The organism is Microcoleus sp. FACHB-68 (genome assembly GCF_014695715.1).
In the GTDB taxonomy this organism is placed as follows: Bacteria; Cyanobacteriota; Cyanobacteriia; order Cyanobacteriales; family Oscillatoriaceae; genus FACHB-68.
In genome coordinates, this window is record NZ_JACJOT010000008.1 from 1,247,429 (window position 1) to 1,268,156 (window position 20,728).

Annotated in this window: 20 protein-coding genes and 1 pseudogene; 17 read left to right on the forward strand and 4 right to left on the reverse strand. The window is 45.1% G+C overall.

The features are described from left to right. Positions 1-7: 7 nt before the first annotated feature. The 13 genes from H6F73_RS13850 to H6F73_RS13910 all read left to right on the forward strand — a co-directional run bounded on the left by H6F73_RS13850 (position 8) and on the right by H6F73_RS13910 (position 11,909). Positions 8-1,132, forward strand: a complete 1,125-nt coding sequence (locus tag H6F73_RS13850) for an ABC transporter permease (protein WP_190759295.1) — start codon at positions 8-10, stop codon at positions 1,130-1,132. A gap of 38 nt (positions 1,133-1,170) precedes the next feature. Then, complete coding sequence (locus H6F73_RS13855; protein ID WP_190759296.1) at positions 1,171-2,097, forward strand: ABC transporter permease; 927 nt, start codon at positions 1,171-1,173, stop codon at positions 2,095-2,097. Between the two features lie 53 nt (positions 2,098-2,150). Further along, positions 2,151-2,834 carry an isochorismatase family cysteine hydrolase gene (locus tag H6F73_RS13860; protein ID WP_190759297.1) on the forward strand — a complete coding sequence of 228 codons (684 nt, stop codon included), beginning with the start codon at positions 2,151-2,153 and terminating at the stop codon, positions 2,832-2,834. A gap of 164 nt (positions 2,835-2,998) precedes the next feature. Beyond that, positions 2,999-4,567, forward strand: coding sequence for an ABC transporter ATP-binding protein (locus H6F73_RS13865; RefSeq protein WP_190759298.1), 1,569 nt, complete (start codon positions 2,999-3,001; stop codon positions 4,565-4,567). Between the two features lie 45 nt (positions 4,568-4,612). After that, on the forward strand, positions 4,613-4,969 hold the full coding sequence (locus tag H6F73_RS13870) for a cupin domain-containing protein (protein ID WP_190759299.1): 357 nt from the start codon (positions 4,613-4,615) through the stop codon (positions 4,967-4,969). Positions 4,970-4,991: 22 nt separating this feature from the next. Continuing rightward, on the forward strand, positions 4,992-5,693 hold the full coding sequence (locus H6F73_RS13875) for an isochorismatase family cysteine hydrolase (protein ID WP_190759300.1): 702 nt from the start codon (positions 4,992-4,994) through the stop codon (positions 5,691-5,693). Positions 5,694-5,713: 20 nt separating this feature from the next. Beyond that, entirely contained in the window at positions 5,714-6,115 is a 402-nt protein-coding gene (locus H6F73_RS13880; protein WP_190759301.1) for a gamma-glutamylcyclotransferase, read from the forward strand. A gap of 252 nt (positions 6,116-6,367) precedes the next feature. Next, positions 6,368-8,314, forward strand: coding sequence for an iron uptake porin (locus H6F73_RS13885; RefSeq protein WP_347239536.1), 1,947 nt, complete (start codon positions 6,368-6,370; stop codon positions 8,312-8,314). A 155-nt stretch (positions 8,315-8,469) separates the two neighbouring features. Beyond that, positions 8,470-8,955 (forward strand): 2-amino-4-hydroxy-6-hydroxymethyldihydropteridine diphosphokinase, encoded by a 486-nt coding sequence (folK, locus tag H6F73_RS13890; RefSeq protein ID WP_347239537.1) that lies wholly within the window; start codon positions 8,470-8,472, stop codon positions 8,953-8,955. 100 nt (positions 8,956-9,055) lie between these two features. Continuing rightward, positions 9,056-9,253: a heavy-metal-associated domain-containing protein gene (locus H6F73_RS13895; protein ID WP_190759302.1), complete on the forward strand. Its 198-nt coding sequence runs from the start codon at positions 9,056-9,058 to the stop codon at positions 9,251-9,253. A 171-nt stretch (positions 9,254-9,424) separates the two neighbouring features. Continuing rightward, complete coding sequence (locus H6F73_RS13900) at positions 9,425-9,976, forward strand: NUDIX hydrolase (RefSeq protein ID WP_190759303.1); 552 nt, start codon at positions 9,425-9,427, stop codon at positions 9,974-9,976. A 427-nt stretch (positions 9,977-10,403) separates the two neighbouring features. Continuing rightward, on the forward strand, positions 10,404-11,024 hold the full coding sequence (locus H6F73_RS13905; RefSeq protein ID WP_242072439.1) for a VanW family protein: 621 nt from the start codon (positions 10,404-10,406) through the stop codon (positions 11,022-11,024). A 42-nt stretch (positions 11,025-11,066) separates the two neighbouring features. Then, positions 11,067-11,909, forward strand: coding sequence for an ADP-ribosylglycohydrolase family protein (locus H6F73_RS13910; protein ID WP_190759305.1), 843 nt, complete (start codon positions 11,067-11,069; stop codon positions 11,907-11,909). Positions 11,910-11,942: 33 nt separating this feature from the next. On the opposite strand, the gene H6F73_RS13915 is transcribed toward H6F73_RS13910, so the two are convergent. Further along, positions 11,943-12,356: a TonB-dependent receptor plug domain-containing protein gene (locus H6F73_RS13915; RefSeq protein WP_190759306.1), complete on the reverse strand. Its 414-nt coding sequence runs from the start codon at positions 12,354-12,356 to the stop codon at positions 11,943-11,945. A 185-nt stretch (positions 12,357-12,541) separates the two neighbouring features. Between H6F73_RS13915 and H6F73_RS13920 the strand changes: the two genes are divergently transcribed. From H6F73_RS13920 to H6F73_RS26585, 3 genes and pseudogenes are all read left to right on the forward strand, one after another. After that, positions 12,542-13,975: a deoxyribodipyrimidine photo-lyase gene (locus H6F73_RS13920; protein ID WP_190759307.1), complete on the forward strand. Its 1,434-nt coding sequence runs from the start codon at positions 12,542-12,544 to the stop codon at positions 13,973-13,975. A 525-nt stretch (positions 13,976-14,500) separates the two neighbouring features. After that, positions 14,501-15,127 carry a PEP-CTERM sorting domain-containing protein gene (locus H6F73_RS13925; protein WP_190759308.1) on the forward strand — a complete coding sequence of 209 codons (627 nt, stop codon included), beginning with the start codon at positions 14,501-14,503 and terminating at the stop codon, positions 15,125-15,127. Positions 15,128-15,620: 493 nt separating this feature from the next. Continuing rightward, positions 15,621-16,040: pseudogene (locus H6F73_RS26585) on the forward strand (IS982 family transposase). Positions 16,041-16,269: 229 nt separating this feature from the next. Here H6F73_RS26585 and H6F73_RS13935 read toward each other — a convergent pair. The 3 genes from H6F73_RS13935 to H6F73_RS13945 form a co-directional block, all read right to left on the reverse strand. Next, entirely contained in the window at positions 16,270-16,953 is a 684-nt protein-coding gene (locus H6F73_RS13935; protein WP_277882616.1) for a transposase, read from the reverse strand. Then, complete coding sequence (locus H6F73_RS13940; protein WP_190759310.1) at positions 16,954-17,442, reverse strand: hypothetical protein; 489 nt, start codon at positions 17,440-17,442, stop codon at positions 16,954-16,956. 87 nt (positions 17,443-17,529) lie between these two features. Then, complete coding sequence (locus H6F73_RS13945) at positions 17,530-18,387, reverse strand: FkbM family methyltransferase (protein WP_190759311.1); 858 nt, start codon at positions 18,385-18,387, stop codon at positions 17,530-17,532. A gap of 201 nt (positions 18,388-18,588) precedes the next feature. Between H6F73_RS13945 and mnmG the strand changes: the two genes are divergently transcribed. Next, a complete protein-coding gene (gene mnmG, locus H6F73_RS13950; protein ID WP_190759312.1) occupies positions 18,589-20,511 on the forward strand; it encodes a tRNA uridine-5-carboxymethylaminomethyl(34) synthesis enzyme MnmG in 1,923 nt (640 codons plus the stop codon). Positions 20,512-20,728 lie beyond the last annotated feature (217 nt).

Below are 20,728 nucleotides of genomic sequence, written 5' to 3' on the forward strand. Positions count from 1 at the left end.
ATAAATTATGATTAACCGGCACAATTGGCGTGGAACCTTAGAAGCAGTCTGCATCCCAATCGCTGCTCTCCTCTGCTCATTAATTGCTTTTGGAATTTTTTGTGCCCTCGCCGGAGCGAATCCATTTGGCGTTTATGGCTCAATTTACAAAGCAGCCTTTGGCAATTGGTACTCCTTTCAAAACACATTAATTCGGGCAGCTCCTTTAATGCTGAGTGCCCTTTGTACGGCGCTTCCTGCTCGTTTAGGGTTGGTCATTATAGGCAATGAAGGAGCGCTCGTAATTGGGGGAATTGGGGCTGTAGCGGCGGGATTAGCCCTTTCTTCCGCACCGGCAACTATTGTGCAAATGGGGATGGCACTGGCCGGCATGATTTGTGGCGGATTGTGGATCGGCGCGGTGGGAGCGTTGCGCCACTATCGAGCGGTGAATGAAACGATCAGCAGTTTGTTATTGAACTACATTGCGATCGCCCTCCTCAACCATTTGGTGGGTGGCCCGATGCGTGACCCCAGTTCCCTCAATAAGCCCTCCAGCTATCCAATTGCCGAGGTGAATATGCTGGGAACCATCCCCGGCACTCGCGTTCACTACGGGCTAATTTACGGGTTAATTGCCTGTGCGATCGCCTACTTCCTGATCCAGCGCACCACCTTTGGCTTTGCAGCGCGGACTGCCGGCGGCAATATTCGAGCAGCTAGAATTGCCGGTCTGCCGGTTGGCAAGTTAACAATGGCAATTTGTTTCCTCGCCGGCTCTTGTGCTGGGTTAGCCGGCATGGTGGAAGTTGCCGCAGTGCACGGTCGCGCCAATGAATCCCTTAATGCAAACTACGGTTACAGCGGCATTTTGGTTGCCTTCATCGCCCGACATAATCCCCTCGCCGCAACTTTAGTCGCAATTTTACTCGGCGGCATCCTCGCCAGTGGAGGCATTTTGCAAAGAGCGCACGGCCTACCCGATGCCACAGTTTTAGTGTTTCAAGGGCTAGTTTTCTTAGTCGTTCTGTATAGTGAATCGCTCTACGGACGGTTAGCAATCTTTAAAGAAGGCATCGGAAAAAAAGGTCAGGGAACCGGGCCAGATTCCCTACCTCCTATCCCAAATCCTCAAGCACCCATTCCTAGTTAACCACCTTTAAATATTAGAAAAATAAGGATAAAAAACAAATGAGTGCAGAAGCATTAGGTTGGTGGGGAGTTCCTTTAGCAATTGCAGCCGGCACGCTGCGAGGAAGTGCGCCATTTCTGTTTGTGAGTTTGGGGGAATGTATCACAGAAAAAAGCGGCAAAATTAATTTGGGATTAGAAGGAACGTTGCTCACCGGCGCAATGACCGCTTACGCTATTTCATATCTAACCGGCTCCCCTTGGTTAGGGGTATTAGTCGCAGGAATTGCCGGGATGCTGTTGGGATTAATTCACGGCTGGCTTTCCCAACAGCCGAGGGTGAATGATATTGCCGTTGGCATTGCGATGATTATTTTTGGTAGCGGTATTGCCTTTTTCTTCGGCAAACCCTTTATCCAACCTTCTGCACCCCAATTGCCGACGATTGATTTAGGAGCTTGGAGTTCTTTACCTCAGATCCAATCTGCCTTAAAAATTAGCCCACTTTTTCTGATAGGCGTGATCATTGCTCCCTTGATGCATTGGTTTTTCAAATCAACTCGTTGGGGTTTATTTATCCGCGCGGTTGGCGATAGTCCGGATGCAGCAAAAGCAATGGGAATTTCTATCTTTAAAGTGAGAATGCTCAGCATCGTCGCCGGCAGCTTTTTAGCCGGCATTGGTGGGGCTTACTTATCTCTTTATTATCCCGGTAGTTGGAATGAGCGGATTTCTAGCGGACAGGGATTAATGGCAGTCGCACTTGTCATTTTTGCGCGTTGGAATCCCATTCAGTGTTTGTACGCTTCTTTACTATTTGGTGGGGCACAAGCAATTGGGCCGGCTTTGCAATCGGTCGGCGTAAATTCACATTATTATTTATGGAATGCTTCGCCCTACATTCTAACTTTAGCAATCATGGTTATTACCTGTTCTCCGAAACGAACTTTAACAGGTGCACCGGGCGCGTTAGGAACGAACAGTTAGCAATTAAATCTCGATTCCTTCACAATTCACACATCTGAAATCAAAACTTGATTATGGGACGTTTTGTTGAAGCCGATCCTTATCCCTATCCCTATAATGGCGATCTGCGTCCAGAAAATACTGTTCTGCTGATTATTGATATGCAGACAGATTTCTGCGGTGTTGGGGGCTATGTTGATAAAATGGGTTACGATTTATCACTGACTCGTGCCCCAATCGAGCCAATTAAACGAGTTTTAGAAATCGCACGAGCTAAAAATTTTCATGTGATCCACACCCGCGAAGGACACCGACCTGATTTATCTGATTTGCCAGAAAATAAGCAGTGGCGTTCGCGTCAAATTGGTGCCGGCATTGGTGATCCTGGCCCTTGTGGAAAGATTTTGATTCGAGGTGAAGCCGGCTGGGAAATCATTCCAGAACTTGCACCTTTGCCAGGAGAAACTGTGATTGATAAGCCGGGAAAAGGGTCTTTTTATGCAACAGATTTAGACTTACTGCTCAGACGTAAAGGCATCCAAAATATTGTTTTAGCCGGCATTACCACGGATGTCTGTGTTCACACAACGATGAGGGATGCGAATGATCGCGGGTATGAGTGTTTGGTGCTTTCTGATTGCACCGGCGCAACGGATTATGGCAATTATTTGGCGGCTTTGAAAATGATCAAAATGCAAGGGGGTGTTTTTGGAGCTGTTGCAGATTCACGGGCGTTTATTGAGGCGGTTAAAGATTGACAGATTTAGATATTTTGGATCTTTTTAACCGCAGATAAACGCAGATAAACGCAGATGTCGGCGTCGGGTTAGGTATATGCAGATTGGATGGATGTTTGACAGGTTTTTAGGAAATTACTAATTTTGGCTGACTTTAAAAAGTCATAACTCAGGAGATAGGAAAAATGACGCAAATAGCAGATACGTTTACTCAGGACTCAGCCGGCAGCACTCAGCAGTCAATTCCCCCACCAGAATTGGAGGTGGTGAACATGACTAAGCAATTTGGTAAAATGACGGCTCTAGATAATGTTTCGCTGCATCTAAAACCGGGAACTTTTCACGCGTTGTTGGGTGAAAATGGAGCGGGTAAAAGTACGCTAGTGAAGTGCGTTATGGGTTTCTATACGCCCACGACTGGGAATATTTTGATCAACAAACAACAGCGCACGATTTCTAGTCCGCGTGATGCACATAAATACGGCATTGGGATGGTGTACCAGCATTTTACTTCGGTGCCGGCGATGACGGTGGCGGAAAATTTGGTGCTTTCTCGCTTCGAGAGTCCTAATTTAATTAATTGGAAGGCGGAATCTGAGCGGTTACAGGAATTTATGCAAACCGCTCCTTTTCAAGTGCCTCTCGATATTCCTATCGCTCAATTAGCTGCCGGCCAAAAGCAAAAACTGGAAATTCTCAAACAGCTTTACTTGCAAAGTCGCATTTTAATTCTAGATGAGCCGACTTCTGTTTTAACTCCGCAAGAAGCTGATGAAGTTTTAGGATTATTGCGTCAAGAAGTGACTGCCGGCAACTTAAGTGTGTTGATGATTAGCCACAAGTTTCGCGAAATTATGGCATTTGTGGATGAAGTCACGGTATTGCGTAAAGGTAAGTTTGCCGGTCACGGAATCGTGAAAAATCTCACGGTTTCAGATATGGCGCAGATGATGTTGGGTGAGCAGCGAGAAGCGCAGCCGGTTGAAAAAACAGCGCATTTTGAAGCAATCCCAGTGCTGCAAGTTCAAAATCTTCACGCAAATAAAGACAATGGGTTAGAAGCTGTTTCTAGTATTAATCTAACCGTTCATAGCGGCGAAATTGTGGGAATTGCCGGCGTTTCTGGCAATGGTCAACGGGAATTAGTGGAGGTGCTTGCCGGCCAGCGTTCTGCGACAGCAGGAGAGGTTTTGGTGAATGGCGAAGTTTATAAAGCGACACGCGCCCAGATGTTCCAGCACAAGGTTTGTGCGCTGCCAGAAGAACCGCTTCGCAATGCCTGTGTCCCTCACATGAGTGTGGCCGAAAACCTTGCCTTGCGGACGTTTGACCGCCCTCCCCAAGCGAAAGCCGGCATTTTTCTCGTCCTGCGGGCAATTCGCCAAATGGCCGAAGGATTGATTCATGCGTTTTCGATTAAAACCCCTTCTCCAGAGACGCCGGTGGGCAATCTTTCAGGGGGAAATGTGCAGCGAACGGTACTAGCGCGAGAACTTTCTGGCGAGCAAATTAAGCTGCTAATTGCTGCCAATCCTTGTTTTGGTCTTGATTTTGCGGCTGTGGAGTATATTCACGGTCAAATTGTTGAGGCGCGAAATCGAGGAGTTGCAGTGTTATTAGTCAGCGAAGATTTAGATGAATTGCTAAAACTAGCAGATCGAATTGTCGTTATTAGTGAGGGAAAATTTGCTTATGAAAGTGCGATTGCTGAGGCAGATTTTGCCACAATTGGTCGTAGCATGGCAGGACATTAATTATTGCTAATTCCTTTTAACAATTAGCGATTAGGTAGTGAATTTATGACTGAACAACATGAGCCGGTGTTAATTCTCAAAGATTTAATCAATATCGCTTCACGGCAGGATGAGTTACCCTGGCAACCTTTTCGTCCAGGGGTTGATATCTACCGGCTTTACGGCAATGGTGAAGAAGGCTCTGCGGCGGCGCTACTGCGTTACCAACCTGAAGCAAGTGTTCCCAAGCATCAGCATACCGGCTTTGAACACGTTTTTGTGATTTCTGGCTCACAAACTGATGGAAATGGTGAACATGAAGCCGGCACGCTGGTGATTAATTCACCCGGCACTAAGCACAGTGTTAAAAGTCAAGCCGGCTGCATTGTTTTAGTCATTTGGGAAAAACCTATCAGTTACTGACAAATAGTAATAGTTAGTAAATATGGTCTTCATTTCTGCTCTACCTTACGATTACGAACTCCCTTTTAATGGGAAGATAGCGCTGTTAATTATCGATATGCAGCGAGACTTTTTAGAACCCGGAGGGTTTGGCGACGCTTTGGGAAATGATGTCAGCCGGCTTCAGGCAATTGTTCCAACTGTTAAGCAATTACTGGAAGCATTTCGCACCTACAAATTGCCAGTTTTCCAAACAATTGAAGGACATCAACCGGATTTATCTGATTGTCCGCCGGCTAAACTTCTTCGGGGAAAAAGCCAGTTAAAAATTGGCGATGTTGGCCCGATGGGACGCATTTTAATTCTCGGTGAAGCCGGCAATGCAATTATCCCGGAGTTAGAACCTTTACCGGGCGAAACCGTGATAGCAAAACCAGGGAAAGGCGCTTTTTTTCACACCAAGTTAGAATCTCTCTTGCGCGAAAAGGAAATTACGCATTTAATTGTAACTGGAGTCACCACTGAGGTTTGCGTTCAGACAACCATGCGAGAGGCAAATGATCGGGGATTTGAGTGTTTGTTGGTCGAGGATGCCACTGAAAGCTATTTTCCAAACTTCAAACAATCCACCTTAGAAATGATTCGCGCTCAAGGAGGAATTGTGGGTTGGACTGCAAAAGCTGAATCAGTTATTGACGCTTTAGAAAAAACTTATAAAGCAGTCGCAACTTCAGTAACTCTATAGTTTAGAAGGCCAATATTGTTATGCAAACGGTAAGCTTGGCAGTGAATGGCACTTTGATGCGCGGGTTAGAATTGAACGAAAATTTATTGAATGCCGGCGCGACTTTTATTCAGGAAACTTTAACAGAACCGGCTTATCGTCTCTGGTCAATTGAAGATCGCCATCCGGCTATGATGAAAGTTAAGACAGGCGGCGCTTCTATTTATGTGGAAATTTGGGCGATACCGACTAACAATCTCGCTCAAATTTTATTGCAAGAACCACCAGGTTTGTGTGTGGGGAAGGTTCGTCTTTTAGATGGCGAAGAGGTACTGGGGGTTTTGGGAGAAACTTTTTTATGTGAGGGTAAACAGGAGATTACTAAATGGGGCGGTTGGCGAGCTTATATCGCAGATTTACAAAAGAAAAAGCTGCCCTTGTAAGTAAAATGGAAACTTAAGCCGGCATTCGTGGATTCGGATGTTGGTCGGCTGTTATAAAATATTTACAAAATTAAATACTCATTGACTAAGTTTAATTATTTTTAAATAAAATAAAAATAAAATTCGTATTTTTATAATCTTAGTAAATATAAAATTTTAACTAATGTGGTCAGAATTACACATTTAATAATGTATTGTTGATAACATACATTTTGGTAAAGTATTAGCAACGATTAGGTGTGAGGATTTTTTGTGAAAATTATACAGATTTACAAAATTTGGGATGTGCCTTTAAAAACTTCCTGTTTATCTTTCTTTGTGTTCAGTCATTTAATTTGCTGGGGACAGCTTCCAGCAAGTGCAGATGAAGTGTTAAACTCTCTTCCTCCTTTACATAAGCAACTAAGGCTTGATGAAGCAAGTTTATTAACTCAGGTAAAAGTGGAAACCAATCCCTCTACAGGCACTTTTACGCCTTCACAAGACCAAAAGTTTAGTGAAGTCAATGTTTTAAGCAATTTAAGCTTGGAAATCGAAGAAAATCAGCCAGAAAATGACCCAATGGATCAAGTAACTTCTGTTTCACAATTAACAGATGTCCAGCCAACCGATTGGGCTTTTCAAGCATTACAAAACTTGGTTGAACGCTACGGGTGTATTGCCGGCTACCCAGATGGAACATTTAGAGGAAATCGCGCCCTAACTCGATATGAATTTGCTGCCGGTTTAAATGCCTGTCTGGAAGTCATTGTCGGATTAATTGGGCAAGATGGTGATTTTGCCACAAAAGAAGATTTAGCGCTATTGCAGCGCCTGCAAGAAGAATTTCAGGTAGAACTTGCCACTTTGCGGGGTCGGGTAGATGCCTTAGAAGCCCGTACTATTGAGCTAGAATCGAATCAATTTTCCACAATAACTAAGCTTTCTGGTTTAGCTTTCTTTAATGTTACTAAAGCGGGTTTCGGCGACACTCTTAAAGTTGAAACAACAGATTTAGGATCGCCGCTAGAAATTAGGCCGGCAGGGCGAAATTCAGTCACTAACCGGCCCATTATTCAGACAACTGATGACGAGCCGGCAACGACTTTTAGCAACTTGGTGTGGCTGACGCTGCAAACTTCTTTTACGGGTGAAGATAGTTTAGTCACTCAACTTGCTGTTGGTAACGGTAACTCACCGGCGAATGCTTTGGCATCTGCCGGCCTTTACAACACATTCGGTGCCCCTTATACTGACCAAACGGCAGGGCCAAATATTAGCTCAGGTGAAGTAGTTTTGCGGGAATTATTTTATGAATTTCCCGTGGTTGATAAAATTCGACTTGTTGTCGGCCCACGGATTAATTGGTATCGCTACTTTGATAACAATGCGTTTACCTTTTTCTTGACAGGTGCCGGTAGTTTTAACTCGATTAGCAGCACTTTATCTAATACCCTTGATCGGGGTGCAGGCGCGGTTGTTCTCTTAGACTTCAGCAAGCAATTTAAGTTTCGTTTTGGCTATCTGGCGGAAAGTAATGAGTATTTACCTACTGCTTTTTTTGATACGGCATCCGATCCAAATGAAGGATTTTTTAATGCCACGAATACACTAACGGCTGAGGTTATTTTTTCTCCCAGCGACAGAGCAAACATTCGCTTAAATTACACTCGCTCTAAAATTGATGCCAATGTCCCAATTTTTGATGAAAATGGCAATTTAACCGGCTTTGGCGTTGGCGGTGCAACTGGAGAGCCAATTTATGGTGTTGCTGATGATGGGTTTGGTGGCTCAATTGAAAATGCCAGTGCCGATACTTTTGGCCTTAACTTCGACTGGTTAGTTACTCGTGGCTTTGGCCTTTTTGGGCGCTATAGTTATGGTAGTACCAATATAGAGCCAACCACGTCGGGTCGTCCGAGTGGAGAAGTTAACGCGCAAGCTTTTCAGTTTGGCCTTGCTTTCCCCAATCTAGGCCGGCAAGGATCGCTGGCAACGCTATCTTTTTTGGTTCCTTTTGATGTTTTAGATGGGCGCGGGTTTCTAGCTGCCGGCGGCGGGAATGGGGGCACTCAGTACGAAATTGAAGCGAGTTATTTTCTTCCAGTTACTGATAACATTGCCGTGGTTCCAGCTTTTTATGTAATTGGAAACCCAAATAATTTCGATGATAACCCTACAATTTTTATAGGCAACCTCCGCAGCCAATTTAGTTTTTAAGTGGGACTTGCTTAAGCGATTATCAAGCAGTACGATGGGTTAACAAGTCAGGCATATTCCCAGCCTAAGCGCAAAGGATTGCCTGCTTGTCTGACACTTTCAATTGCTCAAAAATAAGCTTAAAGCAAATAGTCTCACTGGCGAAATTAAACCGATTGGAAAAAACAGCACGCTGCGCCATCGCTCTGGGCAGCAATCTTGGTGACTCCCGCAAAACTCTTGAAGCTGCTATCGAAACCCTTGACAAAACTCCAGGGATTACTTTAGAACGTCAATCTAGCTGGTATAAAACGCTGCCGGTGGGTCCACCACAACCGGCTTATCTAAATGGCTGTGCGTTGCTGCGCGTGCAACTGACGCCGCAAGAATTGTTAGAAACTTTGCTAGCCATTGAAGCTAAATTCGGACGGGTTCGCCGGGAACGCTGGGGTGCGAGAACCCTCGATCTGGATTTACTATTATTTGATAATTTAATTTTGGACACGCCAACGCTGGAATTGCCTCATCCGCGCATGAGAGAACGAGCGTTTGTACTGGTGCCGCTGGCTGAAATTGCTCCAGATTGGGTGGAGCCGGTTTCTGGGAAAGCGATCATACAACTGCTTCACGTAGTAGACTCTGGGGGAGTCTGCCGGCTTTAAACTCGCTCATCTGTGCTCAAACAAATTCTTCCTGGCGGCTGATAGCCAGCAGCGCCATCAAGGTTGAAAATAAGAATTAGTACATTAACAAGGTTGAAGCATGGCACTAAAATTAAACGTTCCTTCAATAGTTTGCCAAGGTTGCGCGGACAGCATCACCGAAGCGATTAAAACAATTGATCCAGATGCTAGCATACAAGTCGATGTACCGGGCAAGACAGTAACTTTGGACTCGCAAGCTGCAGAAGAGTCATTTAAGCAGGCTATCACTGCCATTGGACATAAAGTGGAAGAGTAAAGCAATATAAGAAGATGCGATCACTCATTTCTTGACAATAGCGAAGATAGAGTGATCGCTTTTCTAAAAGCATTAAAAATTTAGCTTAGTTTACACGATTCGTTGTCAAAAATTTTTGGCACGCCTTTAACTTTCAATCGAAATCAAAACTCTAAAACCTAAAATCCGATTATGCCTCTAGGCCAAGAACCGCCCGAAGTTTTAAAACAACGCCTCGCCTATCAAGGTCGCAAATTTAATTTTGATGTGACGACATTGCGTCTGCCGAATGGGGTGGAGGGCGATTGGGAATGTATTCGTCATCCGGGCGGTGCCCTGGCGGTGCCGGTGACACCAGAGGGTAAATTGGTGTTGCTGCGTCAATATCGCTTTGCTGTTCAAGGCCGGCTCTTAGAGTTCCCCGCCGGCACGATTGAACCAAACGAAGATCCTGCTAAAACAATCGAGCGTGAAATTGAAGAAGAAACCGGCTATCGCGCGCGTAAATGGCAAAAATTAGGGGAATTTTTTCTCGCCCCTGGCTATTCAGATGAAATTATTTATGCGTTTCTCGCTCAAGATTTGGAACTGCTAGAAACTCCTCCAGATCAAGATGATGACGAGGATATGGAAACAGTCTTAATGACGCCTCAAGAATTAGAGCAAGCGATTTGGGCAGGAGAGCCGGTGGATGCGAAATCGATTTCTAGCTTTTTCCTAGCGCGTCCGTTTTTGAATTTATAAGAAATATTTCTCTCTCGTCGGTTCAGCTTGCTTGGTGCTAAATTATTTTTAGTTCCGCTCGGAATTCAATGCGCTTATTGTCGTCAAGGCTACTAGCAAGCTGTAGAGCCTTGACTTTGGTGCATCTTATTTCAGTTTAAATATCTACAGCGCAGCGTGTCCTCTAGATATAGCATTGGGGGCATCAATTTTTAGTTCAATCATTCAGTGATTGCACTCGATATGCTATGCCCAGAGGGCACGCTGCGCTAATGCCTTTACTATTTTAATATTTAATATGAAAAATCTACTTCCCCCCCGTCTGCGTCTTTATATCAAAATCTGTCTGAGAAAATTAATAGATACCGTAACAGGGCGTAGCGCTAGGTTTGTTAGTTATTCTAAGCATAGGGTTGAGCGAGGCGCAAGTTTTAATCCGCAAATTGTGATGACTCAACCTATTTATATTAATGAATTTTCTGCCAACAAAATTTATAACCTAAAATTAGCGACTCAGCAAATTGAGAATTTAACGATCCAGCCGGGACAAATTTTTTCATTTTGGCATTTGGTTGGCAATCCTAACCAATCTAGAGGTTATGTCATCGGTCGCACTCTGGTTCAAAATGAACTGAAAGCTAGTTATGGAGGAGGTTTGTGTCAGTTATCTGGACTGTTATATTTATTAGCGTTGAAAGCCGGCTTATCTGTTCTTGAACGAACGGCACATTCTCAGGATATTTACACAGAGCAAACCCGCTTCGCACCATTAGGATCGGATGCAACGGTTGTGTACGGTTATAAAGATTTGCGATTGCAAAATAATTTGCCGTTTTCCATTTGCTTTCGGTTTCAAGTGCAGGATCAGGCGATTACAGCCATGTTATGTGCTGCCGAGCCGGTTTTAGAATACAAAATTGAGTTTATTCATCAACCTTTGCCAGATGGGGTGCGAGTTGATACCCTGCGTTACGAGCTAAATAACTTGTTTTTTCAGGAAGTGACTACAACGATTTACAAAATACAATCTGTTCCTCAAAAACAAGAATTACAACCGGCAGACAGTTGAGATTCATTTTAAAACTAACTTTCTCTAAAATCAAAAAAGTCTATGTTGCTTGAATTAGCAGTTGGAGATGCCTACGGTGCCGGTTTTGAATATGCAGAGCAAGAAATAATTGATTTGCACAATAATTTGAGCAGATATGTCAAGCATCCCCGTCACCCGTTAATTCCAGGGTGCTACACAGATGACACCCAGATGAGCATTGCCATTGCCGAAACCATTGTTTCTCAAAAACCTTGGACACCCGAAGTTTTAGCAGAGGCATTTGTGACAGCTTTTAAACGCGATCAAAGAGAAGGCTATGCCGGCAGATTTTATCAATTTTTGTTAGGAATTAAAGATGGAACTCAATTTTTAGAACAAATTAATTGGACAAGTGATAAGAGCGGAGCATCAATGCGTGCCGGCCCGATTGGGGTATTTCCTACAGTCCAAAAAGTTATGGAAGCTGCCACAATTCAGGCTGCTATTACTCATAACACCCCTGATGGAATCAATGCTGCTATTGCGGCAGCTTTGATGTCGCATTATTTTATTTACCAGCTCGGAGAAAAAAGTAACTTAGGAACGTTTCTTGAAACTCATGTTGCCGGTTATCAATGGGGAGAAGCGTGGCAGGGAGAGGTCGGCTCAAAAGGCTGGATGAGCGTTAGAGCCGCGATTACAGCCGTGATGCGAAATGACAGCATGAGCGAACTTTTAAAAGATTGTATAGCCTTTTCTGGCGATGTGGATACAGTTGCAACGATTGCATTAGCAGCCGCTTCTTGTAGTGTGGAAATCGCTCAGGATCTTCCCGATCATCTCATTGTCAATTTAGAAAATGGCTCCTATGGCAGAGATTATCTGATCAATTTAGACAGACATTTGATGAGTTTGATCAAATGAACTGACATTGAATGCCGGCACCCTTAAAATCATTTAAGAGCGACATCGATTGTTGGGATTAGGAATAACTTCAATCCGCTCAATAGTTCCCGGCTCGATATTTCTTGGATCGATAGATAAGGGAACACCATCAACTAACACAGAAGAATGCTTACCTCGCAAAGCACTTCTTGAAAAACGAGTGTTTCGCGCAGAAAAGCCAAAACCCGGAACCAGCCGGTAGAGAATTTGATTCATATCCCGCGTCAAAGCAGTTTGTTGTTGAATTTGTGCGCGTGTAATAACAGTTACTGATCGCGGCACTTTGTCAAACGGTTCAGTAATACATGAGGCGCTGCCAACCCCTTGAGAGACGCTGAGAGATGCGTCACCGGCAACACTCACATTAGCCGCTAAAATCGCAAGAGCGCTAACCACCCAAACTGAAAACACAAAATTTCTGGACATACCAATCAGTTTAATTTAAAGTAAAGCGAATCCGAAAAAAACATCCGAAAGATTGATCTCCACTGCTATCACCAGCCTTTATGCTGGCAGAAGTGGAAACTTTTAAACGTAAAGGTTCGGTAAGTTAAAATTATTATCTGCCTCACTAGAACGTTTAAAAATTAGTTGTAGTAATTTAAACATCCATGTCTGACTTAATTCTATTTTGGCATCGGCGAGATTTACGCATTTCTGACAACATCGGACTCGCAGCAGCACGACGACAAACTCCAAAAGTTGTAGGCGTTTTTTGCCTCGATCCCCATATTCTTAAACCAGGGGATGTCGCGCCGGCACGCGTTACTTATATGATAGGCTGTTTGCAATCACTTCAGCAAAGTTATACAAAAGCCGGCAGCCAATTATTAATTATGCAAGCTCAGCCAGAGCAAGCAATCCCAGCACTGGCAGCCGCGCTCAATGCTAAAGCAGTTTTCTGGAATTGGGATGTCGAACCGTACTCCCAAGAACGTGATCGCACCGTAAAAAATGCCCTCCAAGAAAAAGGCATTCAGGTACAGAACTTTTGGGATCAAATATTACACGCGCCAGAGGAGATTCGTACGGGTTTAGGACAGCGCTACACGGTTTACACACCTTTCTGGAAAAATTGGGTGGGCAAACCGAAAGCAGAGCCGGCAGAATTACTGAAAAATGCTGAAAATTTAACTGAAAATGAGCAGGAAGCCGCACAAAATGCCGGTGCCGGCAGACTTCCCAGCGCCAAAGATTTGGGCTTTATTTGGGATAACCCACTGTTACTAGAACCGGGAGAGAACCCGGCACAAGAAAAACTGGAAGAATTTTGCCAACGGGCAATTTATGGATATCAAGAACAGCGTAATTTTCCAGCCGTTGATGGCACTTCTACCCTAAGTGCTGCGCTTAAATTTGGTGCGATTGGTATTCGTACCGTTTGGGCGGCAACCGATACTGTAATGCAGGGATGTGCCAGTGATGAAGCGTGTGCCGGCGTCCAAACTTGGCAACAAGAACTCGCATGGCGAGAATTTTACCAACACGCGATGTATAATTTTCCAGAATTAGCTGCCGGCCCTTATCGCCAACCTTTTAAAGACTTTCCTTGGGATGAAGATAACAACGATGAGCGCTTTCAAGCTTGGTGTGAAGGCAGAACCGGCTACCCCATTGTTGATGCAGCAATGCGTCAGATGAATCAAACTGCCTGGATGCACAATCGCTGTCGCATGATTGTTGCCAGTTTCCTCACAAAAGACTTAATTATTAACTGGCAAAAAGGAGAAAAATACTTCATGCAAAAGCTTTATGACGGCGATCTTTCTGCAAATAATGGCGGTTGGCAGTGGAGTGCATCCAGTGGCATGGACCCCAAACCTTTGCGGATTTTCAACCCAGCCACGCAAGCGCAAAAATACGATCCCGATGCTGAATATATCCGGCATTGGGTTCCAGAATTAGCCGGTGTGGATACCGCAGCGCTGCTGAGTGGAAAAATTACGCCGGTGGAGCGCCAAGCTGTTGGCTATCCCCTACCTATTGTGGATCACAACCAACAGCAGCGCCGGTTTAAGGAATTGTTTGCACAGCAGAAAGCCTGAAATATTAAATAGTTTTAAGCTTGCCGGCTGCTTGAGCGGAAATGACCTACAATCCCTCAGAGTTTTTGCCGGCATAAAAATCACGCCAAAGTTACCCTGGCTTCTCACTAAATTACGCAACAAATTCATATAGCCCTTGCCCCTTGCTCCTCTCTGTGGGGCAATGCTATGTATTTAAACTAAGCTTTCGCCTCTTGGGGATCGAGCGTCTTTACAATTTCATTAAACAAGCCCGATAAATGTAATGTTTCTGTAAAAACAGGAAGCAGCTATTGCCGATAGCTGAGTCTGGCTAGTAGATTTACACAAGACACCAGATTGCTGCTGAACGCCAGAGGGCAAAACTACTGAAGGAGCGCTGTTTCTCTTTCTGTTTCAAAGTAGCAATTAGCCCAATCTGCCGGCATCCCACTGAGAAAATGTCCTAGTGTGAGCGCTGCTGATCTGACACTACACAGTCTTGCAAAGATTGAACAAGTGTCGCCAGTGTTTTCTTCTTTAACCATCAACAGGGAAGGTTTTAATATGGCATCACAATTATTTACTAAATTAACATTGGCTACAGCAGGAGCAGCAGTTCTAGCAATTGGATCAGTGTGTGCGCCGGCTGAAGCAGCATTCAAGTTTTCTTTTAAAACCAAGGGTGGTGGAAGTGGCTCTTTCTTATTAAACACCTCCACTCCTGCGACTTTGGGATCTGTAACAAACTTCTCGTTCTCTGGCAGCAAGTTCATCAAGGGTGCCGTGAGTGGTTTATCGGGCATTGGTGGGTTTATCAGCGGTACTTCCGGTAAGCCAACTTTGGCAGGTTTTTTAGTTCCTCAATCCTCCACAACGTTTTGGGGTGGTTTGCTCGCTCCTAAAGGAACACCGATTGTAGGAAGTGGTATTTTAGGGAAAGCTTCTTTTTCTATAAACCCTCTGTTCGCTGCTGCTGGAACACTCTCAACCGGCGGTGCTAGTGTCGGGACAAATCCTTTTTCTGGTTTGGGACTTGATGGCGGATTGGATAGTATTAATTGTTGGGACGCAGAACAAGTTGTACAAACAGAAGAAGTTCCCGAACCTTTCACCGTTCTTGGCAGTATTGTGGGTGTTGGAGGATTGCTAGCAGCACGCCGCAAACGGCAGATGACAATCAAAGCCGGTTAAACGTTTAAATTATCTTCAAATAGATTTGCCGGCATCCAAAGCTTAATATCTCCCTAGAGTTTATCTTCTAGGAAGATATTTAACCTGAGTTCGGGATAAGGAAGGGACAAGCGAGTAAGCTAAAAGTCATCACACAACAGCAATACTTGCTCGTGCCATGCCCCGTCTAGAAGAACTTTTTTGCTCTGTCGATGATTTTTGCCTTCTTTTTGAACCTTTGTGGCATAAACAACTGATGGGGATGGACTCAAACATCGCCACCGCCATCGTCAACTGTGCCCCAGCGAAATCATGACCATCGAGATTGCATTTCATCAATCTCATTAGCGCAGTTTTAAAGCATTTTACCAGGAGAAAGTAAGCTGACAGTGTAGTTCCGCCTTTCCCGGCGTTGGTAAGTTATTAACGTTTTATGGAATGGATGCCTTCTACCCTGATGCCTTTGAGTATCTATCTGCACACTTGTTTTGGTCAGTAGAAAGGAGTGTCTGTAATGGACTCGACCAAGATTGGGGTCTGTCATAACCGCCGCATCAAAGGGCACAAGGTGTTCAAGGATCTCGGCAGGCGGGGTAAGACTTCTTTTGATTGGTTCAAAGGCTTTAAACTACATCTGGTTTGTAATGACAAGGGGGAACTGCTGAATATCGCTGTCACTGCTGGCAATATAGATGACCCTTAGCCTGTGCCCACTCTACTCAAAGGGTTGTCTAGTAAGGTGGTGGCTGAGCGAGGCTATATATCCCAAAAGTTGTTTGAGCAACTGTTAACCCAGATGGGGATTCTACTGATTACTAAGCCGAAGCGCAATATGAAGAATAAGCTGATGCCACTGATAGATAAGCGGATTATCCGCAAACGCTCCATAATTGAGACAATTACCCTTCCAATTGAAAAACATCTCTCATATTGAGCATTCTCACCCGTCGCAATCCGGTCAATTTCTTGGTGAATTTAGTCTGTGGATTAATTGCCTATTGCCATCAGCCCAAGAAGCCCTCTCTCAATATCAATGCGTTTTTCCTTCCTTCTGCTTAACCCGAACTCAGGTTATTTAATGTTAGAGCAGATCAGCAAAGGGAAAAATTTTATCAGGTTGCAGGTTGACTTTTTTTAGAGTAGTTCCTGCTTGACTGACAAAACTAAGAAGCTGGAATGCGCCTAAGGACGGTGAATTCGCGCTTAAAGGAGTCATCGAGTTGTCGTTTGGAGGCAATGGCAGGTTGCGGGTCAGGCAAGTTGGATAGAAACTGATAAACTTGGATACTCCATTGCTGGGTGATACCAAGACGAATCCAGTTCCAACCGAGTTTGAGATAACTCATCCCCCGCATCCAATGAGCATCGACTAGACGACGCTTACAGGATGCGACGACTTGCACCCCTTGGAGTACCAAAAACAGCATCGTCAACGCAATCACCCCACACAACTGAGTCAGGGCAAACAGATATCGCAGGCGGGAAGCCTCTAGGTTAAAGCTATTGGACTTGAGGTCTAAAAATGATTCCTCTACCTGGAAGCGCAATCGATACTGGGCGAAGGTCTGTAAATTGGTCGCTTCATCACTGACAATCACCCAATCTTCACCACTGTGATCGTCATGGGCAAACGCCAGAAAAACTCCAGCATAGGGCCTGGTTTTGCCAATGGAGACAACGGGTGTGAGGTAAGCTTGCCCCGCTTGCAGATACACCTGAGATACCTTGCGCCACTCCCGCTGAAGTTGAAACTGAAACGAGCCTTTGATGCGAATCCGGAAATGCCGGTGCAAAGTTTTTTTGAGGTATTTCATCAACTTGCCTATGGCAATGCCTCGGTCTGCCAGTCAGACCACTTCTACCCCAATCGGCAGCACCCATGCCGCTTGCCTGAGTACCCGCTGAATGGTTCCTAGGCGCACCGTACTGCTGGCTTGAACTACCACCGTCCATGCCACAGGAAGGGTTCGCCCTCGATAGAGCGCTCCGACCCAGACGATGCACAAACAATTCCACACAACCGTTGTATCCAGACTCAGGTACAGGCGTTGCTTGCCCCACATAGACAATGCTTGTTGCATCAAGGCATGGTGGGCGCTCATGACATCAATTCGACGATTCGACAGCCACCGCCGAAACCGCCGTTGATGGGACTGGGCAATCTGGGCACGACTTTTGACATACACGCCAAACCCATTGAGATGGACATTCTGACTTTGGATCATGCCAATCATCATCCAGCACAGGGTTTTGAGGTGAGGGGCATCGCGCCACTGGTTGTCAAATTGACGCAGAAAATCATTCAACGCATCATAGAGTCGAGAAGTTGGAGTCATTGTTTCTGCCGATTGGTGTGGTAACTTCTCAGCTTAAACGATGCTCCGCTTCCCGCCTAGCTTGCATTTCAGGCTCTACCACTTTTGTCACTCAAGCAGAGAGTAGTTCTTATTAGCCCGCAGAAAACTGTCACGCTGCACAAAGATAAAATCTGATTGCCACAACGCTTGATCGAGTGGACGACGCCAAAAACTACAGATATCATACGTTACCCAGTTCCGGGCATCCAGCCACGCAATCAGTTCAGCCAACAAAGGAGCATCTTTATAAATATCTAATAGATTAATCTCTGCCAAAATTACTTGAATTTGATTTAAAGTGTTTTCTGTCCCTTTAAGCACCTCAAGTTCATAACCTTGCACATCAATTTTTAGCAAATCTGGGCTGTGTCCAGCAAAGTGATTCTTAACAATCTCGTCTACTGTAGACATCGGATAATATTGAGGAGGTGACTTAAAGGCAAGTTGTGTGTTGAGAACACTAGAAGCGGTTTCAGCATCAGATTCTAGTTGATAAAATGGAAATTCATCATGACAATTTGCACCTAATAATGTTGAAAATACTTGAATCGACGATTTAGAAGATGCTAATTTTTTTAGCTCACTAACTTTGTGAGGAATGACTTCAAAACAAGCTACCTTTGTGTCAGGCCATAAGTCGATGCAAGATTTAGCAAAATCCCCTTGATAAGCCCCAATATCAAAAATATGGTTGGGTTTAAAGCCTAAATTTGCAAGGCGCGTTAATGCCAAATCTGTATTGCATACGAGATTTGTTAAATTCTGATTTACTTCGACAGGTGAAACAACTTTTTTCAGAAGAGATTTTAGTAAAGATTTTATCTTCATTTTCTTGGTTGAATGATTAAGTTGGAATTGAGCGACTACTAAATATCCAAGAATCACCCTTGAAAGGAGTGAGAGCCGTGCCACGTCTTCTATCAATTCTTCCTCAGTTTGCCGAAATTTATCTACACCGAAAAATTTAACGGCGTTGTTGAGGTGTTAGCTTAAGTGCTGATCGCATCTCATCATAATAGAGTAATTTTGGATATTTTGAACCGGCATCACGAAAACGCAATACCGCCGCTCCCAGTTTAGCCGTTAAACTATTTAATATGAGTCTTTGCCACTCAATCGCTTACTATGACCGCACACACACCTGTAGAATTCCAAGATGCCTTTGATGTTGTGGTAGTCGGTGCCGGCCACTCAGGATGTGAAGCGGCACTCGCTAGCGCACGTCTGGGCTGTCGCACCCTGCTGCTGACCCTTAATTTAGATAAAATTGCTTGGCAACCCTGTAACCCCGCAGTGGGAGGGCCGGCAAAATCTCAACTCACGCACGAAGTAGACGCACTGGGTGGCGAGATCGGCAAAATCGCCGACCGCACTTACCTGCAAAAGCGCATCCTCAACGCCTCAAGAGGGCCGGCAGTTTGGGCATTACGCGCCCAAACCGATAAGCGCGAATACGCTGCCGTGATGAAAAATATTGTTGAGAACCAAGAAAACTTGACCATCCGCGAAGGCATGGCAACTGACTTGGTACTCGGCGCAAATGATGAAATTATTGGCGTTGAAACTTACTTCGGTGTCGCCTTTGAATGTAAAGCAGTTGTCCTAACAACCGGCACCTTCCTCGGCGGCATTATCTGGGTGGGGAATAAATCGATGCCGGCAGGACGCGCCGGAGAATTTGCAGCCACAGGTTTAACTGAAACCCTGAATAAACTTGGCTTTGAAACAGGCCGGTTAAAGACAGGAACCCCTGCACGGGTTGATAAGCGTTCTGTAGATTACAGCGTCATGGAAGCGCAACCGGGTGATGAAAAAGTCTCCTGGTTCAGCTTCGATCCAGAAGCTTGGGTGGAACGGGAACAGATGAATTGTTACCTCACCCGCACAACCGCAGAAACGCACCGGCTGATTCGGGAAAACCTGCATTTATCACCTGTTTATGGCGGTTGGGTGGATGCAAAAGGGCCGCGTTATTGTCCCAGCATTGAAGATAAAATTGTGCGCTTTGCCGATAAGGAAAGCCACCAAATCTTTATTGAACCCGAAGGTCGAGATATTCCAGAATTGTATATTCAGGGATTTTCCACCGGCTTGCCAGAACAACTGCAAGTGCAACTGCTGCGCTCGCTTCCCGGTATGGAAAAGTGCGTGATGCTACGTCCCGCTTATGCCGTTGAGTACGATTATCTGCCGGCAACCCAGTGTTACCCAACCCTGATGACGAAGAAAATAGAAGGGTTATTTTGTGCCGGCCAAGTTAACGGCACAACCGGCTATGAAGAAGCTGCGGCGCAGGGAATCGTTGCAGGGATCAATGCCGCGCGATTGGTGAAAAACCAAGAAATGATTATTTTCCCGCGTGAGCAAAGTTACATCGGCACCTTAGTTGACGATCTCTGTACCAAAGACTTGCGCGAACCTTACCGAATGCTCACGTCTCGATCTGAATACCGGCTGCTGTTGCGTTCAGATAATGCCGATCAACGTTTGACCCCGCTTGGACGAGAAATCGGTTTAATTGATGATCGCCGGTATTCCTTATTCACCCGCAAACAGCAAAATATTGCCGCTGAAAAGCAACGGCTGGAAACAACGCGGATTAAAGAGCATGATGACATTGGCAAAGCGATCGCATCAGATACGCAGCAACTGATCAAAGGCTCAATCACCCTTGCTGACTTGCTGCGCCGTCCGAATATCCATTACGTTGATCTTGATCGTTATGGACTAACAAACCCAAACTTAGACCCCCCTGAACAGCAAGGCGCAGAAATTGATATCAAATACTCTGGCTATATCCAGCGCCAGCAACACCAAATTGACCAAATTGCGCGTCAAGAACACCGCAAATTGCCGGCAGATTTAGACTACGCCAACATTGACACCCTCTCCAAGGAATCGCGGGAGAAACTTGCCAAGGTAAAACCCTTGACAATTGGGCAAGCTTGCCGTATAGGCGGCGTTAATCCTGCCGATGTCAATGCGCTGCTGGTGTATTTGGAGCTGCGTTCGCGTCAATTTGCCGCAGCCGGTGTGGGACAAGTGTAGAATCTTTTCCCAATCTTCACAGCAAGAAGTTGCCAAAATCTGAGGCTACGACTCATTTTCAGGCATTTATAACTAGCACGGGCGCTATGCAAACAGTAGGAGGGGCAAGCTTAGCGCCCCTCCTCTTAACCTATAATTTTTTTATCAACTGCCTAAAATCCACCTGTTGATCAAATTCTCCTGCTAAATTCTTAGGAGTGCCCTGTAAACTCGTGGA

Coding starts and splice junctions, on each gene's coding strand:
- mnmG (WP_190759312.1), top strand. CDS start 18,589: ATGACCGCACACACACCTGTAGAATTCCAAGATGCCTTTGATGTTGTG.
- H6F73_RS13940 (WP_190759310.1), bottom strand. CDS start 17,442: ATGACTCCAACTTCTCGACTCTATGATGCGTTGAATGATTTTCTGCGT.
- H6F73_RS13865 (WP_190759298.1), top strand. CDS start 2,999: ATGACGCAAATAGCAGATACGTTTACTCAGGACTCAGCCGGCAGCACT.
- H6F73_RS13925 (WP_190759308.1), top strand. CDS start 14,501: ATGGCATCACAATTATTTACTAAATTAACATTGGCTACAGCAGGAGCA.
- H6F73_RS13915 (WP_190759306.1), bottom strand. CDS start 12,356: ATGTCCAGAAATTTTGTGTTTTCAGTTTGGGTGGTTAGCGCTCTTGCG.
- H6F73_RS13850 (WP_190759295.1), top strand. CDS start 8: ATGATTAACCGGCACAATTGGCGTGGAACCTTAGAAGCAGTCTGCATC.
- H6F73_RS13875 (WP_190759300.1), top strand. CDS start 4,992: ATGGTCTTCATTTCTGCTCTACCTTACGATTACGAACTCCCTTTTAAT.
- H6F73_RS13895 (WP_190759302.1), top strand. CDS start 9,056: ATGGCACTAAAATTAAACGTTCCTTCAATAGTTTGCCAAGGTTGCGCG.
- H6F73_RS13870 (WP_190759299.1), top strand. CDS start 4,613: ATGACTGAACAACATGAGCCGGTGTTAATTCTCAAAGATTTAATCAAT.
- H6F73_RS13905 (WP_242072439.1), top strand. CDS start 10,404: ATGACTCAACCTATTTATATTAATGAATTTTCTGCCAACAAAATTTAT.
- H6F73_RS13900 (WP_190759303.1), top strand. CDS start 9,425: ATGCCTCTAGGCCAAGAACCGCCCGAAGTTTTAAAACAACGCCTCGCC.
- H6F73_RS13860 (WP_190759297.1), top strand. CDS start 2,151: ATGGGACGTTTTGTTGAAGCCGATCCTTATCCCTATCCCTATAATGGC.
- H6F73_RS13920 (WP_190759307.1), top strand. CDS start 12,542: ATGTCTGACTTAATTCTATTTTGGCATCGGCGAGATTTACGCATTTCT.
- H6F73_RS13910 (WP_190759305.1), top strand. CDS start 11,067: ATGTTGCTTGAATTAGCAGTTGGAGATGCCTACGGTGCCGGTTTTGAA.
- H6F73_RS13855 (WP_190759296.1), top strand. CDS start 1,171: ATGAGTGCAGAAGCATTAGGTTGGTGGGGAGTTCCTTTAGCAATTGCA.
- H6F73_RS13880 (WP_190759301.1), top strand. CDS start 5,714: ATGCAAACGGTAAGCTTGGCAGTGAATGGCACTTTGATGCGCGGGTTA.